Raw genomic sequence first — 25,225 nt, 5'->3', positions numbered from 1 at the left:
GATGGGCTTTATACCAGCGCCAGCCGCACGTAGATCGGCTGGTAGGCCGCATCCTGGCTGACCTTGACCAGCCCTTCCTTGACCAGCTCCAGCACCGCGATGAAGTTGACCACCAGGTGCGGCACGCCCAAGGTGAGGTCGAACAACTCCTCGAACGCCACGTACTCGCGCCCTTCCAGGTAGCGCAGGATCCAGGTCATCTGGGCGCGCACCGACAGCTCGTCCTTCTCCACCTTGTGGTGGCGCGTGTTCCGCGCGCGCGACAGGATGGCAAGCCAGGCCTGGCGCAGGTCGACCGCACACACCTCGGGCAGGCGCTCTTCGGCCACTTGCTCGATCAGCACCGCGAGCCAGGCGAAGTCGCGGTCGGCCTGCGGCATCTTGTCGAGTTCCAGCGCGGCGAGCTTCATCTGCTCATATTCCAGCAGCCGCCGCACCAGCTCGGCGCGCGGATCGTCCGGCTCGCCCTCCTCGTCCTTGGGCGGACGCGGCAGCAGCAGCCGCGATTTGATCTCGATCAGCAGCGCCGCCATCAGCAGGTACTCGGCCGCCAGCTCGAACTGCTCGCGCCGCATGGCATCGATGTAGGCCATGTACTGCGCGGTGATCGGCGCCATCGGGATGTCGAGCACGTTGAGGTTCTGCTTGCGGATCAGGTAGAGCAGCAGGTCAAGCGGCCCCTCGAAGCTTTCCAGGATCACCTGGAGCGCATCGGGCGGGATGAACAGGTCCTGCGGCACCTCCAGCACCGGCTGGCCGAAGACGTGGGCGATGGGGACGCCGGACGGAAGCTCAGGCGAGGTAAGAAGAAACTCGTTACTCATTCTTCAGAGAAATAGTCTGAATCAATCCGTTTAGTTTGATAAATCTCCTGCACATGCACCCCTACATTATGCTCAATCATCAAATCCGCCAAACGCTTGCCATCAACAAGAATTATCTTGCTTTGTATGAGGCTGACAAATTCCTCTGCTTCCCGCGAGAAACTCGATGAAGTAATGAAAATGCCCTTGCTCGCTCGCTGGCCAGCTAAAGCGCCTGCAAATTTTTGAATTTCTGGGCGACCAACAGTACCTTCCCAACGTTTGGCTTGAAGATAGATCACATCCAGGCCGAGCTTATCTTCATTGATAATTCCATCAATTCCACCATCGCCAGACCTACCAATAGCCTGACCAGCCTCTTGATGTGAGCCGCCATAGCCCATGGCAATAATCAAATCGACAACTAGCTGCTCGAAGAAGCGCGGGGAACACTGCTTAATCGTCGTCAATAGTTCATCAACCAAAGACTGGCGAATAGTCTTGTACGCAGCAGCCAGCATTTCTTCGGGAGTTCTATGCTCTTCTTCAACTACATGAACCTTTTCGGGTTGAACAGAAGAATCATTTTTCTCTACCGAACTACGCTGCCGAAAATCACGATAAGTTGGATAGCGCTCAAGAAGCTTCATACCGATCGCGTCTGGGTTCTCGGATAAAAGTGCCAAACCACTCTGCGTTATTTTGAAATGGCCCCGTCGAGTACTCTCTAGCAACCCGGCCTGTGTAAGATGCGTTTTTGACCACGCAATCCGATTCGCAAAGGTTGTTTGACGGCCACTAGGCAAAAGTTGTGAGCGCTCCTCTCCAGATAAACCAAATTTCTCAGCGAGAAGCTCAACGGCTGATTTCAACGCATACTCCTGTCGATTCTCAGCCAATTGCATCAGGGGCAACATGATAGTTTGAAAATCTGGAATAGCCATTTTCTTGTCATATCCATAAAAGCAAAAAGGGCGGGAGAAATCCCGCCCAGCCTTAGTCAACCCGCTCAGTACCCCAGCCCCATCGCTTCCCTCACCTCGCGCATGGTGTCCTGAGCGATCTTGCCGGCGCGGGCGCAGCCATCGGCGACGATGTCCTTCACCAGCTGCGGGTTGTCGAGGTACTGCTGGGCGCGCTCGAACATCGGCTGCTGCTCTTTCAGCACGCCCTCGATCACCGGCTGTTTGCACTCCAGGCAGCCGATGCCGGCGCTGGTACAGCCGGCCTGCACCCACTCGCGCGTGGCGCTGTCGGTGTAGACCTGGTGCAGCTGCCACACCGGGCACTTGGCCGGGTCGCCCGCGTCGGTGCGGCGCACGCGTGCCGGGTCGGTCGGCATGGCGCGGATCTTCTTGCTGACCGCGGCCGGCTCTTCGCGCATGGTGATGGTGTTGCCGTAGGACTTGGACATTTTCTGGCCGTCGAGCCCCGGCATCTTGGAGGCTTCGGTCAGCAGCGCTTCCGCTTCCGGCAGGATGATCTTGCCCTTGTTCTCGAGGTAGCCCAGCAGACGCTCGCCGTCGATGGCGCCGAGGTTCTGGCTGGCGCCGAGCAGCTCGCGCGCCTTGAGCAGCGCCTCGCCGTCGCCGTCCTGCAGGTAGCGCACGCGCAGCTGATCGAATTCCTTGCCGGCCTTGCCCATCTTCTTCACGGCGGCCTTGGCCAGTTCCTCGAAGTTGGGCTCGCGGCCATAGAGGTGGTTGAAGCGGCGCGCCACTTCGCGCGTCAGCTCGATGTGCGGCACCTGGTCTTCGCCCACTGGCACGCGGCCGGCCTTGTAGATCAGGATGTCGGCGGCCTGCAGCAGCGGGTAGCCGAGGAAGCCATAGGTGGTCAGATCCTTGTGGCTCAGCTTGTCGATCTGGTCCTTGTAGGTCGGCACGCGCTCGAGCCAGCCCAGCGGGGTGACCATGGACAGCGCCAGGTGCAGTTCGGCGTGCTGCGGCACCTTGGACTGGATGAAGATGGTGGCCTTCTCCGGGTCGACGCCGGCGGCGAGCCAGTCGATCACCATGTCCCAGATGCTCTTCTCGATGATGCCGACTTCGTCGTAATTGGTGGTCAGCGCATGCCAGTCGGCCACCATGAACAGGCACTCGTGCTCGTTCTGCAGCGAGGTCCAGTTCTTGATCACGCCGTGGTAGTGGCCGAGGTGCAGCTTGCCGGTGGGGCGCATGCCGGAGAGAACGCGGTCTGCGAACATGGTCGTCATTCCAGATGTCAGGGTTGGGGGGAGCATCGTGATGCTGCCCGGGGAGTCGGTATGGGCCGCAAGGTCTGCCAGACGCGGCCGCTTCGCCGTGATTTTGCCAGCAAAGCCGCATTCCAGAAAGCATTACCCGGGCGCACCGGCTCCCCGGCGGGCGCTCGCGAGGGGAAAAACGGGCTCGGGATGACGGGAGAAACGGTGCGCCGGCACTGACCGGCCGGCGGAACTTAGAACCTGTTCAAGGTCTGTCGCGAGCAGACCTCAGCGGGGCGAAGAGCAGCACAGAAACCGGAGTGGACATGGAGTACATGGAGATTTCCGATCGCTGAGCAGAATCTCTGCGTGCCAATCTTCGGATTGGCTCAGCGATAGATTTGCACGCGCAGAGCAGCGCATGAGCCCCGATCAGGTACGCGCAGCAAGACCATGAACAGGTTCTTACAGCAACACGCCCAGCAGCGAGTACATCAGGTTGATGAAGGGCCGCAGGATAGGCGACAGCAGGCCGGAGAACACCAGCGCCAGCAGGATCCACAGGCCGTAGGGTTCCAGGCGCGCGTACTTCCACGCCATGCCGGGCGGCAACAGGCTCTCGAAGATGCGCCCGCCGTCGAGCGGCAGGATCGGCAGCAGGTTGAGCACCATCAGCACGATGTTGATCTGGATGCCGACCTGGCTCATCAGCGCCAGGGGCTCGCTGAAATAGCCGTCGACGTTCAGCGCGAGCTTGAACAACAGCGCCCACATCAGCGCCATGCCCAGATTGGCCAGCGGACCTGCCGCCGCCACCCAGCGCGTGCCGACGCGGCGGTTCTTCAGCGCACCGAAGTTGACCGGCACCGGCTTGGCCCAGCCGAACAGCACGCCCCCGATGACCAGGCCTAAAAGCGGCAGCAGTACCGTACCGACCGGGTCGATGTGCTTCAAGGGATTGAGCGTCATGCGCCCCATCATGTAGGCGGTGTTGTCGCCGAAGCGCCGCGCCATGTAGGCGTGCGCCGCTTCGTGCAGGGTGATGGCCAGCAGCACCGGCAGGGCGTAGATGGCGATTTTCTGGATGAGGTTGTAGGAATCCATGGTGTTAAAGCGGGGTCCTTCTCGCGCAGAGGGATTGATGAGTGAGAGTAGCGGCCAACCCTTTCGTTCCGGCTGCCGGGTTGGCCGAAGCGTTGGCGTTCGTGAAAAAAATCGTCGCCGCCGCCGCCGGACCGGTCAACGCCGCGCCGCCGTGCCACGCCATGGGTACGGCGCGCCTCGCCGGGCCGGGATCGGAGCGCATGGCGGGTTTATCCACCCGCGCTCAGAAGCCGAACAGCGCCGGGTCGCCCTTGCCGCGGCGCACCAGCTCGACGCCCTCGGTCAGATCGATCACGGTGGTCGGCTCGGTGCCGCACCAGCCGCCGTCGATCACCAGGTCGACCTGACGCTCCAGGCGCTCGCGGATCTCGTAGGGGTCGGTGAGTGCCTCGCCCTCGCCCGGCAAGGACAGGGTACAGGACAGGATGGGCTCGCCCAGCTCGGCCAGCAGCGCCAGCGCCACCGGATGCTCCGGCACCCGGAGGCCGATGGTGGCGCGCTTGGGGTGCAACGTGCGGCGCGGCACTTCCTTGGTGGCCTGCAGGATGAAGGTGTAGCTGCCCGGCGTGGCGGCCTTGAGCTGGCGGAACTGGCTGTTGTCGACGCGGGCGTAGTTGGCCAGCTCGGACAGGTCGGCACACACCAGCGTCAGATGGTGCTTGAGGTCGAGCTGGCGGATATCGAGGATGCGCTCCATCGCCGCCTTGTCGCCCAACAGGCAGCCAAGTGCGTAACAGGAATCGGTCGGGTAGACGATCACCCCGCCCTCACGCAGGATCTTCACCGCCTCACGGATCAGGCGGGCTTGCGGGGTGTCGGGGTGGATCACGAAGAACTGGGCCATGAGGTTTCCGGTTGGGTCGGGTTCAGGCGAGTACGCGGCCGTTTTCCAGCAGGCGTTGCCACACCGGCCGGCAGATCGGCGGCAGATCGTCGGTGCGGCCGACGTCGCGGCCGCCCTCGCCGGGGGCGTGGAAATCGCTGCCGGCACTCGCCAGGAGGTCGTAGCGCTGGGCGATCAGGGCGTACTTGTGCAAATCGTCCAGGCTGTGGCTGCCGCTGGCGACCTCGATCGCTTCGCCGCCGGCATCCTTGAAATCGAAGATCAGCCGCTCGGTCAGGGTGCGCCCCATGTCGTAGCGGCCGGGGTGGGCGATCACCGCGATGCCGCCCGCGCTGCAGATCCAGCCCACGGCATCGGCCAGGCTCGCCCACTCGTGCGGCACGTAGCCCGGCTTGCCCGGGGTCAGGTACTTGCGGAACACGCTGCGCACGTCCTTGACGTGGCCGCTGCTGACCAGGTAGCGCGCCACGTGGGTGCGGCCGATCATCTCCAGGTTGTCGCACAACGCCGAGGCCCCCTCGAAGGCGCCCTCGATGCCGACCCGGGCCAGCGACTCGGCCATGGCGCGGGCACGGTTGATGCGCCCGTCGCGGATGCCCTGCAGCCCGGCAGCCAGGGCGTCGTGGTCCGGGTCGATGCCGAGACCGACGATATGCACGGTGTGCTTGCCCCAGCTGACCGAGATTTCCACGCCGTTGAGGAAAGCCACACCGCACTCGCGCGCCGTGGCCGCCGCTTCGGCGAGGCCGGCGGTGCAGTCGTGGTCGGTCAGCGCCAGCAGCGTGGCGCCGCGCTCGGCACCGCGGCGGATCACCTCGGCCGGCGACAGCGCGCCGTCGGAGAACAACGAGTGGAAATGCAGGTCGACGGTCGCCATGTCAGGCCCCGTCCTGCGGAGCTGCCGCCTGGCGCGCCGCTTCGCGCGCCTGCCATTCGGCCAGTTTGCGACGGTAGTCGTTCAGCTCGGCGGTGTAGGTGTCCCATACGCACGGCTCGCAGCCGCTGCCGCAGCACATGTCGTCGGTCGGTTCGATCGGCGCCTCCGGCATCGGGTCGAACACGTCGTCGTCAATCATTGGCGCTCTCCACGCACAGCGTGAAGCCGTCGCCGCTGACGACCTGGCCGGGGCGGATCTTGCAGGTCTTGCGCAGCTCGACCTGGCCGTCCACCGACACCAGCCCCTCGGCGATCATGTGCTTGGCCGCGCCGCCGCTATGGGCCACGGCACAGGCCTTGAGCAGATCGCACAGGGCGATGTATTCACTACGCAATTGGAAGGTTTCGTTCATTTTTTCACATTCGATAGGGACAGGGCTGTGAGCCAGCTGTGGATAGTTGACGCAAGCCCTTCATCGGACAGCCCTTTTTTTGACTGCCCATTTTTTAATCAAGTTTCCAACTCTATCCACGACCGTCCGGGACAGCCTTGTGAGCGAACTGTGGATAGCTTCGCTAAGCTGCTGGCCGGCAAGGGCATTTTTCGATCCGCTTAAATTTTAAGCAATCCCGCCTGACGAATCGCCGTCAACGCCGCCGCGAGCCGGGCCGTCCCCAGCCCGCGAATCGACACCGGCGCCACCCCGGCCTTATCCAGCGCCGCACGATACAGGCCATAGAGCCAGTCGCGCTGATCCGGGTGACTGCGTAGCGGATCGGGGTGCCACGGCAGGTCCGGGCAGGCCAGCAGCGTCAGCGCGTAATCCCGGGGGCGGTTGAGCACCGCGAGTTCGGGTGCAGCGCGGCCAAACGCCACCTCGGCCCAGATCACGCAGGTCAGCACCGTGCTGTCGCATACCAGCACCTCGGCGTGGCGTGCCGCTTCGGCCTCGCGCGCCAGCTGGCCACGCGCGATGGCCAGCACGTCGTCCGGCGTCGGCGCGTAAACGCGCTCAGCGTAATAGTCGCGGGCGTATTCCTCCACCCAGCATGCCGCTACCCCGGCCGCGTTCAGGCTCGCCGTCAGCGCCTGCGCCAGCGTGCTCTTGCCGCAGGACTCGGGGCCGACGATGGCCAGACGCAAGGGAGGCGGAGGGTATGCCGTCATAATAGAGTGGGCTAAATGGCCATTATACGGCGGCTTGGGGATAATCCGGAAATTCTCACAGGCTGCGGGGACAGCGCTGTGGGCGAGCTGTGGACAAGCAGGCTAAGCCCATGACGGGGAACGCTTTTGCCCCGGCTGATCATTTTTTAATCAATCCTGCCGGCGCAGGGGCGGCAGAAGGCCCCGACGAGCCCCGCCGGCACAGGGCCCGATCCCCTGTCGCAGGCGTTGCCACGACGCCCTGGCGGCCGGTCGGCGCCCGCAGCCACTCACCCACGGCCCGATACGGCGCTCTCGCCCCACGAAAAAGGCGCGGACTTCCGCGCCTGAGACGATTGGCAAACCCCTTTTGCAAAGCGGAAGGGGTTTGCCGTGTAACCAGGAAGGCGGCGGATTCCCTAACCGATCCGGAGCGGCCCGGCTTTGCCGGGTCCGGTAGAACCCCGACAGGGACTGTGTCAGCCGCCCAAGGCGCGGACTTCCGCGCCTTTTCCCGCAGCCTCCTGCGGCGTCAGCCCGGCTGTACGCTCATCTCGCCCGCCAGCACGCACTGCATCGCCGCACGCCGTTGTTCCGGCGTCAGCGCCTGCGAGCACAACACGGTCAGCTTGGCGACGGCGGCTTCCGGCGTCAGGTCGGCCCCGGCCAGCGCCCCGGCACGTGCCAGCGGCTGGCTGGCGGCGTAGGCCCCCACTTCGACCGCGCCGTGCACCACCTGGCTGATGTTGACGACCACCGTCCCCTCCGCCGAGGCCTGGGCCACGCCGGCGAGCAGCGCGGCATCGGCCGGGGCGTTGCCGTTACCGTAGCTCATCAGCACCGCGCCATCGAGCCGGGCTTCGGCCAACGTTTGCCCGATCAAGGCGGTTCCGGCGCCGGGGGTCAGGAACAACGCCGCCACGCGGACGTCTTCGCGCAGCGTGAGCGGCGTGAATGCGCCCTGCTGCGGCCGCCAGTGCTGGCGCTGCCAGTCGGCCTTGATGCCGAAGCGCGCCAGCGGCGGCGCGTTGGGGGAGTCGAACCCGGCAAAGCTGGCGGCGTCGAGCTTGCGCGCGCGACAGCCACGCAGCAGCAGGCGGTCGAAGGCGATGGTCACTTCGCACAGGTCGGGCTGGCAGGCGGCTTCCAGCGCGTCGGCCAGGTTGCTCCAGCCGTCCGAACGCGGGTGCACCAGCGGCAGCTGCGAGCCGGTCACCACCACCGGCTTGCCCAGCCCCGGCAACGCGAAGGCCAGCACCGAGGCGGTGTAGGCCATGGTGTCGGTGCCATGGATCACCACGAAGCCGTCGTAGGCGTCGTAACGGCCGGCGATGTCGCCGATGATGCGGTTCCAGTGCGCCGGCGTGATCGCCGACGAATCGATCAGTTCGGGGTATTCCACCACGTCGAAGGCGAGCTCGGCGCTGTGGAAACGTTCCAGCAGCCGCGGCAGCAGGCCGGGCACCGGCGCCAGGCCGTCCGGGGTGTGGTCCATGCCGATGGTGCCGCCGGTATACAGCACGAGCAGGCGTCGAGTCATTGCGCGTCTCCTGAGGCGCGCGCGGCCGCGACGACGGGCCGCGCGGGTCGTGAAAAAGAAGACGGCCATGATATACAGTCGACAATGAAAAGGCACCCCCGGGGCCGCGCCGTGCGTCAGACGAGCCCCGGCGGGCCTAGGAGGCCCCGGAAACAGGAAGGAGGCGGTGTCCGTCAGAGCACGGCAAGGCCTCCCCCCGCTTCACGCCCACGACGCTACCAGTAGAACGACAGGCTGGTGGCGCCGCCACCCAGCCGTACCTTGCGGCTCTGCGCCTGCTCCTGGTAGCGGACGCTGACCTGATACTGGCCACGGGGCAGCTTGGCATAGAGCAGCGGCCCGTCCGCGACGGTGTCGAGCACGGTGTCGCCGTGGGCGTTCTTGACCAGCACCGCGACCGACGACAGATACTCGCCGCTGCCCTTGGCGGCAAACAGCAGCTGCAGGTTGTAGTCGCGGCGCGCCTCGTGCATCGCCGCCAGCTCGTCGTCGCCGATGCCGCCGCTGACGAAGCTCGCCTCGCCCTGGGTCTGCACCTTGGGCAGGGCCGTCGTGTCGGCCCAGGCCGGAGCGCTCCCCAGCCAGGCCACCATCACCACCGCCAGTACGCTTTTCTGCCTGTTCGTCATGATTTGTTTCTCCTATGGCAGTTGAACACAAACGGCCCGCCAGCCCCGGACAGGGAAACTACACTCAATACAAGCGCGTCCGGCGGCAAGACCGCATCGGTCACCACAACGCACCTTCGAACCGTTTAGTCGCCCGCGGCGGTGGCATGGTTCCCCTGGTGCGCCATCCGTCCGCGCCACGCGCGACTCTGGCACCCAACGAGGAAAGCACCATGTCCCGGCAAACGCCTATCGAACGCTATCGCAACATCGGCATCAGCGCCCACATCGATGCCGGCAAGACCACCACCACCGAGCGCGTCCTGTTCTACACCGGGGTCAGCCACAAGATGGGCGAGGTGCACGAAGGCGCGGCGGTGATGGACTGGATGGAGCAGGAACAGGAGCGCGGCATCACCATCACCTCGGCCGCCACCACCTGTTTCTGGAAGGGGATGGCCGGGCAGTACCCGCAGCACCGCATCAACATCATCGACACCCCGGGCCACGTCGACTTCACCATCGAGGTGGAACGCTCGCTGCGCGTGCTGGACGGTGTGGTGATGCTGTACGACGCGGTGGGCGGGGTGCAGCCGCAATCCGAGACGGTATGGCGCCAGGCCAACAAGTACCACGTGCCGCGCCTGGCCTTCGTCAACAAGATGGACCGCGTCGGCGCCGACTTCTTCCGCGTGCAGCGCCAGATCCGCGAGCGCCTGAACGGGCGCGCCGTGGCGATCCAGCTGCCGTTCGGCAGCGAGGACGCCTTCCACGGCGTGATCGACCTGGTGAAGATGCGCCTCATCGTCTGGGACGACGCCACCCAGGGGGTGAAGTTCGACGAGCGCGAGATTCCGCCGGAGCTGCGCGCCGAGGCCGAGAGCTGGCGCGACAAGATGATCGAGGCCGCCGCCGAAGCCAGCGAGGAGCTCACCAACCGCTACCTCGACCGCGGCACGTTGGCCGAAGACGAGATCCGCCAGGGGCTGCGCCAGCTCACCATCCGCGGCGAGATCGTGCCGCTCTTGTGCGGCTCCGCGTTCAAAAACCGCGGGGTGCAGGCACTGCTCGACGCCGTGATCGACTACCTGCCCTCCCCCCTCGACATTCCGCCGGTGAGCGGCGTCGACGCCAGGGACCAGCCGGTGACGCGCCACGCCCGCGACGACGAGCCGTTCGCCGCGCTGGCCTTCAAGATCATGACCGACCCCTACGTCGGCCAGCTCACCTTCCTGCGCGTCTACTCCGGCCAGCTGAACTCCGGCGACAGCGTCTACAACCTGGCGCGCGACAAGAAGGAACGCATCGGCCGGCTGCTGCAGATGCACGCCAACCACCGCGAGGAGGTGAAGGAGGTGATGGCCGGCGACATCGTCGCCGCGGTCGGGCTCAAGGAAGTCACCACCGGTGACACGCTGTCGAGCCCGGACGCCATCGTCGCGCTGGAGCGCATCGTGTTTCCCGAACCGGTCATCGCCCAGGCGGTGGAGCCCAAGACCAAGGCCGACCAGGAAAAGATGGCGCTGGCGCTGCAACGGCTGGCGCAGGAAGACCCCTCGTTCCACGTCTACAGCGACGAGGAATCGGGCCAGACCATCATCTCCGGCATGGGCGAACTGCACCTGGAAATCCTGGTCGACCGTCTGCGCCGCGAGTTCGGCGTCAGCGCCAGCGTCGGCCAGCCGCAGGTGGCGTATCGCGAGACCATCGCCCGCGCCAGCCCCGAGGTCGAGGGCAAGTTCATCCGCCAGTCCGGCGGCCACGGCCAGTACGGCCACGTGGTGCTAAAGCTGGAGCCGCGTCTGCGCGGTGCCGGCTTCGAGTTCGTCGACGCCATCAAGGGCGGGGCGATCCCGCGCGAGTTCATCCCGGCGGTGCAGAAAGGCATCGTCGAGGCGCTGGCCAACGGCGTGCTGGCCGGCTACCCGGTGGTCGACGTCAAGGCGTCGTTGGTGTTCGGCTCCTACCACGACGTCGATTCCAGCGAGAACGCCTTCAAGATCGCCGCCGCCCAGGCCCTGCGCGATGGCCTGCGCCAGGCCGGGCCGGAGCTGCTGGAGCCGGTGATGGCGGTGGACGTGGAAACCCCGGAGGAGAAAATGGGGGACGTCATGGGCGACCTCACCGGCCGGCGCGGCGTGATCCAGGGCATGGACGACCTGCCCGGCGGCAGCGGCAAGAGCATCCGCGCCGAGGTGCCGCTCGCGGAGATGTTCGGCTACTCCACCGCGCTGCGCTCGCTGACCCAGGGCCGCGCCACCTACAGCATGGAGTTCCACCACTACGCCCCGGTGCCGGGAGCGCTGCAGCAGGCGCTGGTGAGCGGCATGGGGCGGACACTGCCGGGACGCGGCTGAGAGCCTGTTCAAGGTCTTTTTGCGGCTGCGGCCGAGTACTGCCGGATGCAGCGCGAGAAGAGAGTCCCGCCGCAGTGTCATTCACTGCCAGGGGCGAACGACAACGCGATGCGCCGGCAGTACCCGGCCCCGAAGGGCTGGCCCGGTAAACGGCCATTTGCGGTGTTGGACGGCTTGACCTGAGAATGACTAAGGCCTGCGCCGTCCGCCTAGCAGCTGGCCATTTGCCGGGCAAGCGCAGTCGAAAAAAGACCCTGAACAGGCTCTGAAAGGCCGCCGGCGCAGCCTCACTCCTCGCCGGTCACGCCGAACTCGATCGGGGTCTTGATGTAGAAGATGCGCAGGTTTTCTTCCCGCAGCCGGGCAAAGAAACAGTCGGCCTCTTCCGCCGTCACCGCCATGGTGATCTCCAGCGGCTGGTCGGCCAATTCGAAGAAACGCGACGAGTGCAGCCGCCGGGCGTGGCCGAAACCCTCCGCCGCGGACAGCAGGGTGGCGCCCCGGATGCCGAGGTGACGGGCCTCGTCGAGCAGCCACTGCGCCAGAGCGCGGCGGCCATGCAGACGGTCTTGTACGGTAAAGAATGACAACTGGTAGCCGATCATCACCGTTTCTCCTTTGCTATGGCCGATCGGCCAGACAAACGATACCCCGCCGACCTTGGCCAGCGGCCCCTACGAGTATAGGACGCACGTCAAGTCCTTACCGGAGGCAATGGCGACTCCCCTGCGTCATTGCCCAAGTCATGCGCCTTCCTGGCAATGGCGGATTCCGTTTCTTACTCTTAATAGCATCACCGGCGCCATCCCGGCGGCCCAGCCCGCAACAATGCCGGCATGCCGAACGCACCGGCCGGGAACGCGCAACACCGAATAACCATCGTCCATCCAAGGGGAACACCATGTCATCTCGTACCACGCTGCGCCGCTGCGCCGCCCTGGCCCTGGCGGGCATGCTCTGGTCGGCGCACAGCCCGGCGGCAGAAGGGCTGCGCATCGGCTCCAAGATCGATACCGAAGGCTCGCTGCTGGGCAACCTCATCCTGCAGACGCTCGAGGCCCACGGCATCAAGACGGTCAACCGCCTGCAACTGGGCAACACCAAGGTGATCCGCGAGGCCATCACCTCGGGCGAGGTAGACATCTACCCCGAGTACACCGGCAACGGCGCCTTCTTCTTCAGCGACGAAAAGAACCCGGTGTGGAAAAACGCCAAGGCCGGCTACGAGCGGGTCAAGGCGCTGGATTTCGAGAAGAACCGCATCGTCTGGCTGACACCGTCGCCGGCCAACAACACCTGGGCCATCGCCATCCGCAAGGACGTCGCCAGCGCCAACAAGCTCAAGACCCTGGCCGACCTGGGACAATGGATCAGCAAGGGCGGCAGCTTCAAGCTGGCGGCCTCGGCCGAATTCATCGAACGGCCCGATGCCCTGCCCGCCTTCGAACAGGCCTACGGCTTCAAGCTGAAACAGGACCAGTTGCTGACCCTGGCCGGCGGCGACACCTCGGTCACCATCAAGGCGGCCGCGGAAAAGACCTCCGGGGTGAACGCGGCCATGGCCTACGGCACCGACGGCCCGGTCGCCGCACTGGGCCTGGTGACGCTGGACGACGTGCGCGGGGTGCAGCCGATCTACGCCCCCACACCGATCATCCGCAGCGAAGCCCTGGGCAAGTACCCCAAGGTGCGCGAGCTGCTCAAGCCGGTGTTCCTGTCGCTCGACGGCGCGACGCTGCAGAAGCTCAACGGCCAGATCGCCATCGAGGGGCAGGATGCGCGCAAGGTGGCCGCCGCCTATCTCAAGAGCAAAGGCTTCGTAAAATAAGCGCGCCTGTCATCCGGTGGCGACACCTGCGCCACGCGCACGGCGTTGACTCGCCGGCCAGCCAAGAGAGCCCCCAGGGCCAACCGGGACCCGGCATGACCGTCCGCAACCCCGTGCCACTGCTGCTGGTCGGCCTGATGCTGCTCGCAGCCTGGACCCTGCCGCTGCTCAGCCACGCCCCCAACCGGCTGCTCAGCGGCCGCGGCATCCAGCTCGCGACGCTGCTCCACGGCCCCCGCCTGCTGCTGTTGCTGCCCGCCGTGCCCTTGCTGGCGGCGCCGTGGCTGCCGCCCCGTCGCGGCTGCTGCGTGCTGCTGGCCAGCGCCGCCAGCCTGTGGCTCGCCGCCCTCACCGGGCTGGCGGGCGCGGAGGCCGCGCGACTGGCCGGCGGGGCCGATACGCTGGCGCGCACCTCGCTCGGTGGCGGCTACTGGGCCTTGTTCATCTTGGGCGCGCTGCTCGCCAACGACGCCCTGCGCCGTCTTGGCGGCGCCGGCGGCCGCCTGGCGCTGGCGCAGCTCGCGCTCTACCTTCCGCTGCTGTGGCTGTTGCTGTCGGGTCGGCTGGAGGCGCTCTCGCTGCTCAAGGAATACGCCAATCACCGCGACAGCTTCGACGAGGCGCTGGGGCGCCATCTGCAACTGGTGGGACTGACGCTGCTGCCGGCCGGGGTGGGCGGGGCGGCGCTCGGGCTGTGGGCATTCTGTCGGCCACGCGCCCGCGGCGTATTGTTCGCCGCGCTCAACATCGTCCAGACCGTCCCCTCGCTCGCCCTGTTCGGCCTGTTGATCGCCCCGCTCGCCGCGCTGGGCCGGCTGCTGCCCGGTTCCGGCCTGGCCGGCATCGGCTTGCCGCCTGCCTTGCTGGCGCTGACCCTGTACGGCTTGCTGCCGATGGCGCGCAGCACGCTGGCGGGGCTGCAGCAGATTCCGGACGGCGTGCTGGAGGCCGCGCGCGGCATGGGGCTCAGCGCCGGGCAGCGCTGGCGCCGCGTCGAACTGCCACTGGCCCTGCCGGTGCTGATCTCCGGCCTGCGCGTGACCGCGATCCAGGCGGTGGGGCTGGCCCAGCTCGCCGCGCTGATCGGCGCCGGCGGTTTCGGCGCCATCATGTTCCAGGGCTTGTCGGGCAGCGCACTCGACCTGGTGCTGCTGGGGGTGATCCCGGTGGTGGCGCTGGCCGTCGCCGTGGATGCGCTGTTCAAGCTGCTGCTGTCGCTGCTGGAGGTCGGCCCGCGATGATCGAGTTTTCCCAGGTGAGCAAGACGTTCGACGGCCAGCGCGCGGTGGAGGCGCTGGATCTGGTGATTCCGCAGGGGGAGCTTGCCGTGCTGATCGGCACCTCGGGTTCGGGCAAGTCCACCACGCTGAAGATGATCAACCGGCTGGTGGAGTACGACAGCGGCACGCTGCGCTTCGCCGGTGAGGACGTGCGGCACTTTCGCCCGGAAACCCTGCGCCGGCGCATGGGCTACGCCATCCAGTCGATCGGGCTGTTCCCGCACTGGACGGTGGAGCAGAACATCGCCACGGTGCCGCAGCTCCTGAACTGGCCGAAGCCGCGCATCCGCGACCGCGTCACCGAGCTGCTGGCCCTGCTGCACCTGGAGCCCGAGCAGTATCGCGGGCGCTTTCCGCACCAGCTGTCGGGTGGCCAGCAGCAGCGCGTCGGCGTGGCGCGGGCGCTCGCCGCCGACCCCGACGTGCTGTTGATGGACGAGCCGTTCGGCGCACTCGACCCGGTGACGCGCGCCGCGCTGCAGGACGAACTGCGCCGCATCCACGCGCTGTCGGGCAAGACCATCGTGCTGGTGACCCACGACATCGACGAAGCGCTCGGCCTGGCGCAACGCATCGTGCTGCTGGAGCGCGGCCGCATCGTGCAGCAGGGCAGCCCGCTGGAACTGCTGACCCGCCCGGCCAGCGACGCGGTGCGCGACTTCATCGGCCGCAGCGACATCGGCATCAAGCTGTTGGCGCTGGAACGCGTGGCGGCACGCGCCCGCCAGGGCGAAGCGGCGGCGGGCGAACCGATCGCGGCCGCGGCCACGCTGCGCGAAGCGCTGTCCGCCTTCGTCACGCGCGGCGCGGACCGGCTACCGGTGATCGACGCGCAGGGGCGCCCGGCGGGCACGCTGCACTTTGCCGACCTGCTGCCGCCGGCGCCATGAACAGGCCGCCCCAAGGTTGGCCGAAGACCCTGCGACAGTGGGCACGCACGCCCTTGCCGTGGAGCCTCGCCGCGCTGCTGGCGCTGACCCTGGGCATGCCGGCCTTGCGGCCGCTGTTCGCCGCGCTGTTTCCCGAACTGGACCGTCCGGTCTACCAGCAAGACAGTTTTGCCGCGCTGGTGCTGGCCCATGTCGCGCTGGTGGCGGCGTCCAGCGCCGTCGCCATCGTGGCGGGGAGCGTGCTCGGCGTCGCGGTATGCCGCCCCGCCGGCCGGGCGTTCCGGCCGCTGTTGGAATCCCTGCTGGCGATGAGCCAGTCTTTTCCCCCGGTCGCGGTACTGGCGGTGGCGGCGCCGCTGATCGGCTTCGGCGAAGCGCCGGCGCTGATCGCGCTGGTGCTGTACGGCGTGCTGCCGATCGCCCAGGGCACCCTGGCCGGGCTCGACGCGGTGTCGGCGGCAACGCGCGAAGTGGCGCAGGGACTGGGGTTCGCCCCCTGGCAGTCGCTGTGGAGGGTGGAGTTGCCGCTGGCCGCCCCGGTGATCCTGGCCGGCGTGCGCACCTCGGTGGTGATCAACATCGGCACCGCCACCATCGCCTCGACGGTGGGCGCCAAGACCCTGGGCTCGCCCATCATCGTCGGCCTGAGCGGCTTCAATACCGCCTACGTCATCCAGGGCGCGGTGCTGGTGGCGCTGCTGGCGATCTGCTGCGACCAGCTGTTCGAGCGCCTGCAACGGCGCCTGAGCGCCTGGCAGCCGAGGCAAGAAGACACGGCCGAGAGCGCCGCGCTGCCGCCGCTCGCCGGGCACTGACGCGGACAGGTCGCACCGCGAGGACGCCACCGCCCGCGCAATGGTCAACGCGCCGCCATCGCCCTCACTGGGGCAGCATCGAACCGCTGTCGCGCAAGCGGATATGCATCTCGTAGGCGCGCTCCAGCGCATGCGGGGTCTGGCCGCCGTATTTCAGGGCGTCCTGGTAGTAGTCGCGCAGCAGGTCGCGGTAGGCCGGATGCGCACAGTTCTCCACGATCAGCCTGACCCGTTCGCGCGGCGCCAGCGTGCGCAGGTCGGCCAGGCCCTGCTCGGTGACGATCAGGTCGACGTCGTGCTCGTTGTGGTCCACGTGCGGCACCATCGGCACGATGCTCGACACCTTGCCGCCCTTGGCCACCGACTTGGTGGCGAAAATCGCCAGGAAGGCATTGCGCGCGAAATCGCCGGAGCCGCCGATGCCGTTCATCATGTGCGTGCCGTAGACGTGGGTGGAATTGACGTTGCCGTAGATGTCCGCCTCCAGCGCGGTATTGAGCGCGATCAGGCCGAGGCGGCGGATCACCTCGGGATGGTTGCTCACTTCCTGCGGCCGCAGCACCAGCTTGTCGCGGTAGCGTGCCAGGTTCTGGAACACCCGCTGCTGCATCGGCTGCGACACGGTAATCGACGAGCCGGAGGCAAAATCCAGCTTGCCCGCGTCCATCAGCTCGAAGGTGGAATCCTGCAGCACCTCGGAATACATCGTCAGGTGCTCGAACGGCGACTCCAGGAACCCGGTCAGCACGGCGTTGGCGATGGTGCCGATGCCGGACTGGATCGCCGGCAGGCGCGCCGGCATCCGCCCGCGCTTGACCTCGTGCGTGAAAAACTCGATCAGGTGGTTGGCGATGGCCTGGGTTTCCGCGTCGGCCGGCTGCACCGTGGAGGCACTGTCCGGCGTGTCGGTGATGATGATGGCGGCGATCTTCTCCGGCGGAATCTTGACCGTGGTGCGTCCCACGCGATCCGAGACGTTGACGATGGGCAGCGGCTCGCGGTGCGGACGATGGCCCGGAATCCAGATGTCGTGCATGCCCTCGAATTCGACCGGCTGCGCCAGGTTAATCTCGACGATGACCTTGTCCGCCAGGATCGCGAAGCTCGCGGAGTTGCCGACCGAGGAACTCGGCACGATGCTGCCGTCCTCGGTGATCGCCACCGCCTCGATCACCGCGACGTCGAGCCGGCCGAACTGCCCGGCGCGCAGGAACTCCACGGTCTCGGACAGGTGCTGGTCGACGAACATCACCTCGCCGCGGTTGATGGCCGAACGCAACGTGGCATCCACCTGGAACGGCAGCCGCCGCGCCAGCAGACCGGCCTCGGTGAGCGCCTTGTCCGAATCGTGTCCGAGCGAAGCGCCGGTGATCAGGGTGATCTTCATCGGCTGCTCCCGGGCGCGCTTGGCCAGGGCCACCGGCATGTCCTTGGCGTCGCCGGCGCGGGTGAACCCGCTCATGCCGACCACCATGCCATCCTGCACCAGCGTGGCGGCCTCGTCGGCGCTCATGACGCGATCCTTGAGCGCGCGCATACGAATACGGTCTTGATACATTCCTGCTATCTCCTCATGGGCTGTGTTGCCGGCGCCCGCCCCACCCCGGGTCGTGGCGCCGAAGCGCCGCACGGCATCGCATGAAGTGTTGTTATGGCGAAGCCCGCGGCCAGACAGTCGCACGGCGCCCCTTGCCTCCGCCGGCAGCGCCGTGCGCCAGGCCGTGTGCGCCGGAACTGTCTGCGAAGCAGTGTAGCCATCCGGATCGCACACATCCAATATATTGAAATTGCCAATTCCATATTTAAAATATATGGTTAGCGATGTGACCCGATCCGCCCAGCTCAGGACCCCGCCCCGCATGGAACTCCGTCATCTGCGCTATTTCATCGCCATCGCCGAGGAGCAGAATTTCACCCGCGCCGCCGAGCGCCTTGGCATCCAGCAACCCCCGCTGAGCCAGCAGATCCGCCAGCTCGAACAGGAACTCGGCACGTCCTTGTTCCGGCGTCTCACGCGCAAGGTGGAGCTGACCGAAGCCGGGGCGTCGTTCCTGGCCGATGCCCGCGCCATCCTGGAGCAGGTCGAGCGCGCCAAAAGCAGCGTACAGCGCTTCTCGCGGGGAGAAGCCGGCCGCATCCGCATCGGCTTTGCCGGCGCCACCTACTTCCAGCCGGAGGTGACGGCGCTGATCCGCGATTACCGCGCCCGCTACCCCGGGGTGCAACTGTTGCCGGAGCAAAGCAACACGGCGCTGCTGGTGGAAGGACTGCGAAGCGGCGAGATCGACCTCGCCTTCGTGCGCCCGCCGATCGGCGGCGCGGACGGCCTGAACACCCAGTTGCTGGTAGAAGAGGACATGCTGGTGGCGCTGCCCGCGGCGCACCGCTTGAGCCGGCAGGCAGCGCTGCCGCTGTCCGCGCTGGCGGAGGAAACCTTCATCCTGTTTCCGCGCGCGATCAGCCCGGGGCTGTACGACAACCTGATCTCGGCGTTTCACCAGGCCGGCTTCAGCCCCCGGCTCGGCCAGGAGGCGCCGCAGATTGCCTCGATCGTCCCCATGATCGACGCCGGTTTCGGCATCTCGCTCGTGCCCCGTTCCGTGAGCCAGATCCGCACCGAAGGCGTCCGCTACGTGCCGATCACGGCCCCCGTTCCCGCCGCGCCGATCGGCATTGCCTACCGGCAGGACCAGCACTCGGTGGCCCTGGCGCATTTTGTCGCCCTGGCGCGCGAGAAACGACAGCACGGGCCGGCACGGCAGACGTAACGCCATGCCAGCGGCACACCGGCCATCAGGCCCTGCCCGGCCGCCATCCTTGCCAGCGGCGCTTGCCAAGCCCGGCAAAACCGGCGGCATTCTGCCTTCACACGACCAAAGCCAAGGAAGGCCCCCACGACCGGTGACCAGACAGGGCCAAGCGTCAGCGGAACGAATGGGCGGCTATGCCGGAACCTGTACCCGGTAGCACTTTCCACACAGAAAAACCTTGATCATCCCGCCTTTTGTCGGAAGTCCACCCGATTTGATCGCGATCAACAGCCTACCTTCGAGTCGGTGTCAGAGTTGCGGATGGGGGTTAGTGCACCAAGAAAGAGGGGGAGTGATTGCATGTCAGACTTTGAGCATAACTTGAAAGGCATCCTTACCCACGCCTCGCTTTATCAATCCCTGGATAACGCACAGCTTGAGCGGGTGGCTGCCGCCACAAAATGCATCAGGCTCAAGAAAGACACGACGCTCGTTCAGCGCGGCGATGTTTCCCACGGCGTGTATTGGATTGTCTATGGCCAAATATCCCTGACCTGCCTGTTTCTGAACGGGGGAGAAAAGGTCATGGCGCTCCTGGATAGCAATAAGTGTTTCGGCATCGGTGAAATGTTGCTGAACAAGCCTTTCCTGACCAACGCGCTGACAACCGATGACACCATGCTGCTGCTCACCCGGCCAGAACCGATCATGCAAATTGCCCAGGAGAATTTCTCCTTTGCGCGCGAGATCATGACCTGCATGGGAAGGCAGTTCTACACCCTGATGGCCGATATCGAGAGTTACAGCCTCTTCTCGGCCAAGCAGAGGATGGTTCAATTCCTGATGAGGCAGAGCAGCCGGCAGAATGATGCCGACACCGTGGAACTGCTAGCCAACAAGAACTTGATCGCCTCGCGGCTGAGCTTGACGCCGGAAACCTTCTCCCGAGTGCTGCGAGAACTTTCCGATACCGGAGTGATATCGGTATCGGGCAAGCACATACACATACTCGATCGACAACAGCTGGAGCTGTTGACGCCAGTGCCATCGAGCAACGTGCACATGTCGACGCAACGGCGGCTGACCGTTTGAACGGGCGTCCTCACGCCCTTGCGTTCTGAATAAGCCGTTTCAGCGTACTGGCACCCGTTACGCGGCCGGTACGCCGGCTTGGCGCAGCCCTTCTTTCCAGTTTCCCCTCCCTCGCTGGTCGCAGAATCATCCTGTGGACGCTAGAAATCGCGAGGACGCAAAAACCTCATTCCCATGGCTTTTCCCTCTCCGCGCCCCCTCAAGACGGCTTTCCAACAAGGTGGCAGCCTGCAACGTACCCTGCCCTAAAATTGCATCGCGGATCGCCGCATGCTCCGCCGCGGGTGCCCGTCGCGGCGCTCGGTCGCGTGCCTGGCGATATCCCCCACGCTGGCAAGGATGAAGTGAACCGCGTCTCTCCTCCCGCAAGGCTTGCCAAGCCCGGCAAAACCGGCTACATTCGCACGCTCAAAGCAAGTGCGCGGGTGTAGCTCAATGGTAGAGCAGAAGCTTCCCAAGCTTACGACGAGGGTTCGATTCCCTTCACCCGCTCCACGACACGTCCTTTGCCGCCCAGTCACTCGATGACGCCCAGGCCCCCACCGAGCAGAACGCATGAAATGGAACTCCGGCCGGCTTTGGCTCCGCATTACCGTCTATAGTCTCCTCGCACTGCTGACCTTTCTGGTCGTGGTGCAATCGCTGATCTTCTGGAAGTTCGACGAACACGCCGTGCGCGAAACGCTGGGCCGCGTGCTGCAGGAACAGCACCGCAGCGTCACCGTCCGCGGCGCGATCAAGCCTCACGTGCTGCCCTTCCCCGGCCTCGACATCGACCGCATCGACATCAGCCAACCCGGCAACGCCACCCCCGCCATCACCATCGATCATCTGGAAGCGCGCCTGGCCTGGCTGCCGCTGCTGTTCGGCGAACGCGAGGTGAGCAAGCTGCGCGTCGACGGCCTCAAGGTGCAGGTGGTGCGCCACCCCGACAGCAGCCTGTCCATCGCCGACCTGTTCCAGCACCGCGATACCGGCCGCTTCCGCGTCAAGCTCGACACGCTGCGCCTGCGCGAGAGCGAACTCGACTACCTCGACGAATCGACCCAGCACCACCAGACCCTGAGCGCGCTCAGCCTGGACGCCGACGGCCTGCGCGGCGACGCCCACCTCAGCGTCGGCGCCCTGCTCAGCGGCGGCAGGCGTCCGCTACGGCTGGCGCTGGAGACGCCGCTGACGATCCAGGACGACCAGGTCACGCTGAGCCAGCTGCAGGCGGTGGCGATGTCCGAAGTGGAAGGGCTGGGCGAAAGCAAGCTCAACGCCAACGGCCTGCTGCGCCTCAACTTCGCCGCCCTGCAGGCCACCGGCGAACAGCTGGCGCTGACCCTGAGCAGCGACAACCCCAAGAGCGGCTTCACCCTGCGCGTGCCGGCGTTCAGCGCCAGCTTCAAGGAAATCACCACGCCGCTGGCCACCCTCGACGGCCAGCTGACCTACGGCCAGACCCACTACGAAGCCGTGGCCCGCTTCGACAACGTCAAGCTCGACGAGGCCGGGCTCAACGCCGACCGCATGGCGGGCGACTTCAGCTGGAGCGTCGGTCGCCAGCGCATCAACCTCAAGCTGAACGCCCCGTTCACCCTGCTGGGCATGAACCAGATCCGCATGCAGCCCTTGTCGCTGATGGCGCAGGTGGTCACCCCGCTGCTGCCGCGCGGCCAGCTGGTCGCCAAGATGGACGGCGCGCTCGACGGCACCCTCGACGACGACCAGCTCAACCTGCGCGTGGCCGGCACGCTGGACGGCTCGGACATGGCGATCACGGTGAGCCAGTACGGCTTCCTCAAACCGCGCCACGAAGCCACCGTCACCATCGGCAAGCTCGACCTCAACCGCTACCTGCCGGAGACCAAGGACAACGCCGCGGTGGCGCTGTTCCAGGACACCCGGCCGATCCCGCTCGACTGGCTCGACTACGTCGACCTGAGCGGCAAGGTCACCATCGGCGAACTGGCCTTCGGCCGCTTCCGCGTCAACGACGTCACCGCCAGCGTGCTGGCCACGCCGCAGCAGCTGGCGCTGGACCAGTTGAGCGCCAGCATCTACCAGGGGCACCTGGAGGGCAGCGTGCGGCTGCAGCGCGAACAGAAGCCGAAGCTGGAGCTGAAGCAGAAGCTCAACGCCATGCACATCCGTCCGCTGTTGCTCGACCTGTTCAACTTCAGCCGGCTGGACGGCGTCGGCAGCGGCGAGGTCGACGTCCGGGCGCAGGGCACCTCGTTCGCCGAGCTGCGCAACACCATGAGCGGCACGGTGGCGATGAGTCTCAACAAGGGGGCGCTGAGCGGCATCGACCTGGTGGCGGCGCTGAAGAACCTGCCCTCGGAGCTCAAGCAGTGGAACGGGGCGGCCAACCCCAACCAGAAGACCACCTTCTCCACGCTGTCGGCCAGCCTGCAGCTGGAACAGGGCGTGGCGCGCAACCAGGACCTGAAGCTGGCGTCGCAGCTGGTCAACGTCAGCGGCGGCGGCAAGCTCGACCTGATCCAGAGCATCATCGACTACACCCTCGACGTGCAGGCCAACCCGCACGAGTTCAGCCGGCTCAAGGGCGTCAACGTGCCGCTCAAGATCACCGGGCCGATCAACTCGCCGGTGTACGCGCTCGACTTCAACGCCATGGTCAAGGGCAAGAAGACCGAGAGCGAGAAGCAGGACGCGCTGAAGCAGCAGCTGAAGAAGCAGATCACCACCATCCTGCCGTGACGGCAGCAAGACGAAGGCCGCACCGGATAAACCGTTGCGGCCTTTTTTTTGCGCCCGCACCACGCCTTCCATCAGCCGAAAAGGTTGGCCGAAGCCAGAACCTGTTCACGATCTTGCTGCGCCTCCCTGATCGGGGCTCATGTGCTGCTCTGCGCGTGCGAATCTCTTGCGGAGACTCGCTCAGCCATGATCCTCATGTACTCCAGTACATTCCGGTTCCTACGCTGCTCTTCACCCCGCTAAGGGCTGCTCGCGACAGTTCGTGAACAGGTTCTCAGGCCGACAGCCTCGGCGCGCTTCAGAGTCGCCGTCGCCAATACCGCCTCTGTGGCATGCAGCACGGCACAGGAGTTGGCCGAGGCGATGCCGTCGCCGTATCCGCCGGCGCTCAGCCTTGCAGTACGCGCGTCTCCGCCAGCGCCAGCTGCTCCGGCGTGCCCAGCACCACCAGCACATCGTCCTGCATCACCTCGAACTCCGGCTCGACCTCGCTGCGGCGGATGTGGTGACGGCGCACCGCCTTCAGCTCCACCCCCAGATCGTCCAGCTTGATCTCGCGCAGCGAATGGCCGATGGCGGCCGACCCGGCGCACACCTGGATGCTCAACAGGCGCGGCAGCTGCGCCTCGTCCAGCCCCTCGGCATCGTCGCTGGCGCCGCGGAAGAAGCCCTTGAACAGGCTGTAGCGCTCCTCGCGCACCGCGCGGATGCGGCGCAGCACGCGACTCAGCGGCACCCCGGTCACCATCAGCGCCTGGGTCGCCAGCATCAGGCTGCCCTCCATCACCTCGGCCACCACCTCGTCGGCGCCGGCGCGGCGCAGCACGTCCATGTCGCTGTCGTCGACGGTGCGCACGATCACCGGCAGGTCGCTGCGCAAGGACTGCACCATGTTGAGGATGCGCAAGGCAGCGTGGGTATCGGCGAAGGTCACCACCACCGCCTTGGCGCGCATCAGGCCGGCGGCGATCAGCACCTCCTTCTTGCCGGCATCGCCGAACACCACCGGGTCGCCCGCCTCGCCCGCTTCGCGCACCCGGTCCGGATCGAGGTCGAGTGCGAAGAACGGAATCGATTCGGTTTCCAGCAGACGAGCCAGCACCTGGCCGCTGCGGCCGTAGCCGCAGATCAGCACGTGGTCGCTCTTCGACATGCTCTCCACCAGCATCTGGTGCAGGTTGAGCGCCTGCATCATCCAGTCCTGCTTGATCAGGCGGCGGGTGATCTTGTCGCCGTGCAGGATCAGGAACGGTGCCACCAGCATCGACAGCAGGATCGCGGCGATGGCCGCCTGCTCGGTCTGCGCCTCGATCAGCCCGAGCTTGCCCGACAGCGCCAGCAGCACGAAGCCGAATTCGCCGCCCTGCGCCAGCGCCAGCGCGCCGCGCATGGCGTCGTTGGCCTTGTGGCCAAAGGCGCGCGCCAGCCCGAACACGATGCCGAGCTTGACCGGCAGCAACAGCGCCACCAGCAGCAGCACCTCGCCGGCGTGGGTGTACAGCACCGGCAACTGCACGCGCATGCCGACGGTGATGAAGAAGAAGCCCAACAGGATGTCGCGGAACGGCTTGATGTCCTCCTCCACCTGGTAGCGGTATTCGGTCTCCGAGATCAGCATGCCGGCGACGAACGCCCCCAACGCCAGGCTCAGCCCGGACAGCTCGGTCAGGTAGGCCACCCCCAGCGTCACCAGCAGCACGTTGATCATGAACAGCTCGCCCGAGCGCTGCCGCGCCACCAGGTGGAACCATGGCCGCATCAGACGTTGGCCGAAGGACAGCAACAACGCCATCACCGCCACCACCTTCAGCGCCGCCAGGCCGAGATCCATGCCCAGCGTGGCGCTGCCGCCGGCGAAAGCCGGCAGCAGGATCAGGAGCGGCACCACCGCCAGGTCCTGGAACAGCAGCACGCCGATCGCCAGCTGGCCGTGCGGCTGGTTGAGCTCCAGGCGTTCGGTCAGCAGCTTGCTGACGATCGCGGTGGACGACATCGCCAGCGCCCCGCCCACGGCAAAGCCCGCCAGCACGGAATCGAACAGTGCGCCGATCACACCGGCGATCAACAGCAGGGTCGCCAGCACCTGCGCCAGGCCCACGCCGAACACCAGCTGGCGCATCGCCCTGAGCTTGGGCAGGGAAAATTCCAGCCCGATCGAGAACATCATGAACACGATGCCGATCTCACCCAGGAAGGCCGTCTCCTCACCGTCCGGAATCAGCTGCATCACCCCCGGCCCGGCCAGAAAACCCACCACCAGATAGCCCAGCATCGGCGGCACCTTGAGGGTTCGGCACAGCGTGACGGCGAGGACGGCGCTCAACAACACGAGGACAATGGGTGCAAGCGAATGCATCGAGGATGGACTTTCCGGGGCGGTGAAGGGGTTGGCCAAA

Annotated in this window: 22 protein-coding genes and 1 tRNA gene; 9 read left to right on the top strand and 14 right to left on the bottom strand. The window is 66.1% G+C overall.

Translation table 11 applies throughout. The annotated features are described in order from the left end of the window. Positions 1–8: 8 nt before the first annotated feature. The 11 genes from B9N72_RS09315 to B9N72_RS09265 all read right to left on the bottom strand — a co-directional run bounded on the left by B9N72_RS09315 (position 9) and on the right by B9N72_RS09265 (position 9,129). Positions 9–824, bottom strand: coding sequence for a segregation and condensation protein A (locus tag B9N72_RS09315; protein WP_085276132.1), 816 nt, complete (start codon positions 822–824; stop codon positions 9–11). After that, complete coding sequence (locus tag B9N72_RS09310) at positions 821–1,747, bottom strand: restriction endonuclease (protein ID WP_085276131.1); 927 nt, start codon at positions 1,745–1,747, stop codon at positions 821–823. The genes B9N72_RS09315 and B9N72_RS09310 overlap by 4 nt, the downstream gene beginning before the upstream one ends. Before the next feature lie 65 nt (positions 1,748–1,812). Further along, the gene (locus B9N72_RS09305; protein ID WP_085276130.1) at positions 1,813–3,009 is read right to left on the bottom strand and encodes a tryptophan--tRNA ligase; all 1,197 of its coding nucleotides are present in this window, start codon (positions 3,007–3,009) and stop codon (positions 1,813–1,815) included. Positions 3,010–3,453: 444 nt separating this feature from the next. Further along, positions 3,454–4,092 carry a site-2 protease family protein gene (locus tag B9N72_RS09300; RefSeq protein ID WP_085276129.1) on the bottom strand — a complete coding sequence of 213 codons (639 nt, stop codon included), beginning with the start codon at positions 4,090–4,092 and terminating at the stop codon, positions 3,454–3,456. A 223-nt stretch (positions 4,093–4,315) separates the two neighbouring features. Then, positions 4,316–4,936, bottom strand: coding sequence for an L-threonylcarbamoyladenylate synthase (locus tag B9N72_RS09295; protein WP_085276128.1), 621 nt, complete (start codon positions 4,934–4,936; stop codon positions 4,316–4,318). A gap of 22 nt (positions 4,937–4,958) precedes the next feature. Continuing rightward, positions 4,959–5,813: a 3',5'-nucleoside bisphosphate phosphatase gene (locus B9N72_RS09290; RefSeq protein ID WP_085276127.1), complete on the bottom strand. Its 855-nt coding sequence runs from the start codon at positions 5,811–5,813 to the stop codon at positions 4,959–4,961. A 1-nt stretch (position 5,814) separates the two neighbouring features. Continuing rightward, positions 5,815–6,012, bottom strand: a complete 198-nt coding sequence (locus B9N72_RS09285; RefSeq protein WP_085276126.1) for an oxidoreductase-like domain-containing protein — start codon at positions 6,010–6,012, stop codon at positions 5,815–5,817. Next, entirely contained in the window at positions 6,005–6,226 is a 222-nt protein-coding gene (locus B9N72_RS09280) for an RNA-binding S4 domain-containing protein (RefSeq protein WP_085276125.1), read from the bottom strand. The genes B9N72_RS09285 and B9N72_RS09280 overlap by 8 nt, the downstream gene beginning before the upstream one ends. Positions 6,227–6,426: 200 nt before the next feature. Beyond that, positions 6,427–6,981, bottom strand: a complete 555-nt coding sequence (locus tag B9N72_RS09275; protein WP_085276124.1) for an AAA family ATPase — start codon at positions 6,979–6,981, stop codon at positions 6,427–6,429. 511 nt (positions 6,982–7,492) lie between these two features. Continuing rightward, positions 7,493–8,500, bottom strand: a complete 1,008-nt coding sequence (locus B9N72_RS09270; RefSeq protein WP_085276123.1) for an asparaginase — start codon at positions 8,498–8,500, stop codon at positions 7,493–7,495. Between the two features lie 215 nt (positions 8,501–8,715). Continuing rightward, entirely contained in the window at positions 8,716–9,129 is a 414-nt protein-coding gene (locus tag B9N72_RS09265) for a hypothetical protein (protein ID WP_085276122.1), read from the bottom strand. 212 nt (positions 9,130–9,341) lie between these two features. Here B9N72_RS09265 and fusA point away from each other — a divergent pair, with 212 nt between their 5' ends. Then, entirely contained in the window at positions 9,342–11,465 is a 2,124-nt protein-coding gene (gene fusA / locus B9N72_RS09260) for an elongation factor G (protein WP_085276121.1), read from the top strand. 287 nt (positions 11,466–11,752) lie between these two features. On the opposite strand, the gene B9N72_RS09255 is transcribed toward fusA, so the two are convergent. Further along, positions 11,753–12,070, bottom strand: coding sequence for a DUF190 domain-containing protein (locus B9N72_RS09255; RefSeq protein WP_008954927.1), 318 nt, complete (start codon positions 12,068–12,070; stop codon positions 11,753–11,755). A gap of 296 nt (positions 12,071–12,366) precedes the next feature. On the opposite strand from B9N72_RS09255, the gene osmF reads away from it, so the two are divergent. The 4 genes from osmF (at position 12,367) to B9N72_RS09235 (ending at position 16,278) form a co-directional block, all read left to right on the top strand. Next, on the top strand, positions 12,367–13,293 hold the full coding sequence (osmF, locus tag B9N72_RS09250) for a glycine betaine ABC transporter substrate-binding protein OsmF (RefSeq protein ID WP_085276120.1): 927 nt from the start codon (positions 12,367–12,369) through the stop codon (positions 13,291–13,293). Between the two features lie 95 nt (positions 13,294–13,388). Beyond that, complete coding sequence (locus B9N72_RS09245) at positions 13,389–14,534, top strand: ABC transporter permease (protein WP_085276119.1); 1,146 nt, start codon at positions 13,389–13,391, stop codon at positions 14,532–14,534. Beyond that, positions 14,531–15,463 (top strand): ABC transporter ATP-binding protein, encoded by a 933-nt coding sequence (locus B9N72_RS09240; RefSeq protein WP_085276118.1) that lies wholly within the window; start codon positions 14,531–14,533, stop codon positions 15,461–15,463. Before B9N72_RS09245 ends, B9N72_RS09240 begins: the two co-directional genes overlap by 4 nt. Then, positions 15,460–16,278, top strand: coding sequence for an ABC transporter permease (locus B9N72_RS09235; protein ID WP_085276117.1), 819 nt, complete (start codon positions 15,460–15,462; stop codon positions 16,276–16,278). The genes B9N72_RS09240 and B9N72_RS09235 overlap by 4 nt, the downstream gene beginning before the upstream one ends. 64 nt (positions 16,279–16,342) lie before the next feature. Here B9N72_RS09235 and B9N72_RS09230 read toward each other — a convergent pair whose 3' ends face one another. Continuing rightward, the gene (locus tag B9N72_RS09230) at positions 16,343–17,836 is read right to left on the bottom strand and encodes an acetyl-CoA hydrolase/transferase family protein (RefSeq protein ID WP_085276116.1); all 1,494 of its coding nucleotides are present in this window, start codon (positions 17,834–17,836) and stop codon (positions 16,343–16,345) included. 301 nt (positions 17,837–18,137) lie between these two features. Between B9N72_RS09230 and B9N72_RS09225 the strand changes: the two genes are divergently transcribed. The 4 genes from B9N72_RS09225 (at position 18,138) to B9N72_RS09210 (ending at position 22,829) form a co-directional block, all read left to right on the top strand. Next, complete coding sequence (locus tag B9N72_RS09225) at positions 18,138–19,046, top strand: LysR family transcriptional regulator (RefSeq protein ID WP_085276115.1); 909 nt, start codon at positions 18,138–18,140, stop codon at positions 19,044–19,046. A gap of 342 nt (positions 19,047–19,388) precedes the next feature. Then, positions 19,389–20,120 carry a Crp/Fnr family transcriptional regulator gene (locus B9N72_RS09220; protein ID WP_085276114.1) on the top strand — a complete coding sequence of 244 codons (732 nt, stop codon included), beginning with the start codon at positions 19,389–19,391 and terminating at the stop codon, positions 20,118–20,120. A gap of 421 nt (positions 20,121–20,541) precedes the next feature. Next, positions 20,542–20,615, top strand: a tRNA-Gly gene (locus B9N72_RS09215). Positions 20,616–20,675: 60 nt separating this feature from the next. Then, positions 20,676–22,829 (top strand): AsmA family protein, encoded by a 2,154-nt coding sequence (locus B9N72_RS09210; protein ID WP_085276113.1) that lies wholly within the window; start codon positions 20,676–20,678, stop codon positions 22,827–22,829. Positions 22,830–23,217: 388 nt separating this feature from the next. Here the strand turns inward: B9N72_RS09210 and B9N72_RS09205 are convergent, their stop codons facing one another. After that, positions 23,218–25,185: a monovalent cation:proton antiporter family protein gene (locus B9N72_RS09205; protein ID WP_085276112.1), complete on the bottom strand. Its 1,968-nt coding sequence runs from the start codon at positions 25,183–25,185 to the stop codon at positions 23,218–23,220. Between the last annotated feature and the right edge of the window lie 40 nt (positions 25,186–25,225).

The organism is Pseudogulbenkiania subflava DSM 22618 (assembly GCF_900177275.1).
Lineage (GTDB): Bacteria > Pseudomonadota > Gammaproteobacteria > Burkholderiales > Chromobacteriaceae > Pseudogulbenkiania > Pseudogulbenkiania subflava.
Note: the sequence above shows the minus strand (reverse complement) of the source record. Positions and strands in the feature narration are given on the sequence as shown.

What these genes read in the sequence shown, in the direction of transcription:
- B9N72_RS09220 (WP_085276114.1), top strand. Translation starts at nt 19,389, where the DNA reads ATGTCAGACTTTGAGCATAACTTGAAAGGCATCCTTACCCACGCCTCG.
- B9N72_RS09210 (WP_085276113.1), top strand. Translation starts at nt 20,676, where the DNA reads ATGAAATGGAACTCCGGCCGGCTTTGGCTCCGCATTACCGTCTATAGT.
- B9N72_RS09255 (WP_008954927.1), bottom strand. Translation starts at nt 12,070, where the DNA reads ATGATCGGCTACCAGTTGTCATTCTTTACCGTACAAGACCGTCTGCAT.
- B9N72_RS09315 (WP_085276132.1), bottom strand. Translation starts at nt 824, where the DNA reads ATGAGTAACGAGTTTCTTCTTACCTCGCCTGAGCTTCCGTCCGGCGTC.
- B9N72_RS09295 (WP_085276128.1), bottom strand. Translation starts at nt 4,936, where the DNA reads ATGGCCCAGTTCTTCGTGATCCACCCCGACACCCCGCAAGCCCGCCTG.
- B9N72_RS09225 (WP_085276115.1), top strand. Translation starts at nt 18,138, where the DNA reads ATGGAACTCCGTCATCTGCGCTATTTCATCGCCATCGCCGAGGAGCAG.
- B9N72_RS09305 (WP_085276130.1), bottom strand. Translation starts at nt 3,009, where the DNA reads ATGTTCGCAGACCGCGTTCTCTCCGGCATGCGCCCCACCGGCAAGCTG.
- fusA (WP_085276121.1), top strand. Translation starts at nt 9,342, where the DNA reads ATGTCCCGGCAAACGCCTATCGAACGCTATCGCAACATCGGCATCAGC.
- B9N72_RS09205 (WP_085276112.1), bottom strand. Translation starts at nt 25,185, where the DNA reads ATGCATTCGCTTGCACCCATTGTCCTCGTGTTGTTGAGCGCCGTCCTC.
- B9N72_RS09310 (WP_085276131.1), bottom strand. Translation starts at nt 1,747, where the DNA reads ATGGCTATTCCAGATTTTCAAACTATCATGTTGCCCCTGATGCAATTG.
- B9N72_RS09285 (WP_085276126.1), bottom strand. Translation starts at nt 6,012, where the DNA reads ATGATTGACGACGACGTGTTCGACCCGATGCCGGAGGCGCCGATCGAA.
- B9N72_RS09235 (WP_085276117.1), top strand. Translation starts at nt 15,460, where the DNA reads ATGAACAGGCCGCCCCAAGGTTGGCCGAAGACCCTGCGACAGTGGGCA.
- B9N72_RS09270 (WP_085276123.1), bottom strand. Translation starts at nt 8,500, where the DNA reads ATGACTCGACGCCTGCTCGTGCTGTATACCGGCGGCACCATCGGCATG.
- B9N72_RS09230 (WP_085276116.1), bottom strand. Translation starts at nt 17,836, where the DNA reads ATGTATCAAGACCGTATTCGTATGCGCGCGCTCAAGGATCGCGTCATG.
- B9N72_RS09280 (WP_085276125.1), bottom strand. Translation starts at nt 6,226, where the DNA reads ATGAACGAAACCTTCCAATTGCGTAGTGAATACATCGCCCTGTGCGAT.
- B9N72_RS09290 (WP_085276127.1), bottom strand. Translation starts at nt 5,813, where the DNA reads ATGGCGACCGTCGACCTGCATTTCCACTCGTTGTTCTCCGACGGCGCG.
- B9N72_RS09240 (WP_085276118.1), top strand. Translation starts at nt 14,531, where the DNA reads ATGATCGAGTTTTCCCAGGTGAGCAAGACGTTCGACGGCCAGCGCGCG.
- osmF (WP_085276120.1), top strand. Translation starts at nt 12,367, where the DNA reads ATGTCATCTCGTACCACGCTGCGCCGCTGCGCCGCCCTGGCCCTGGCG.
- B9N72_RS09245 (WP_085276119.1), top strand. Translation starts at nt 13,389, where the DNA reads ATGACCGTCCGCAACCCCGTGCCACTGCTGCTGGTCGGCCTGATGCTG.
- B9N72_RS09265 (WP_085276122.1), bottom strand. Translation starts at nt 9,129, where the DNA reads ATGACGAACAGGCAGAAAAGCGTACTGGCGGTGGTGATGGTGGCCTGG.
- B9N72_RS09275 (WP_085276124.1), bottom strand. Translation starts at nt 6,981, where the DNA reads ATGACGGCATACCCTCCGCCTCCCTTGCGTCTGGCCATCGTCGGCCCC.
- B9N72_RS09300 (WP_085276129.1), bottom strand. Translation starts at nt 4,092, where the DNA reads ATGGATTCCTACAACCTCATCCAGAAAATCGCCATCTACGCCCTGCCG.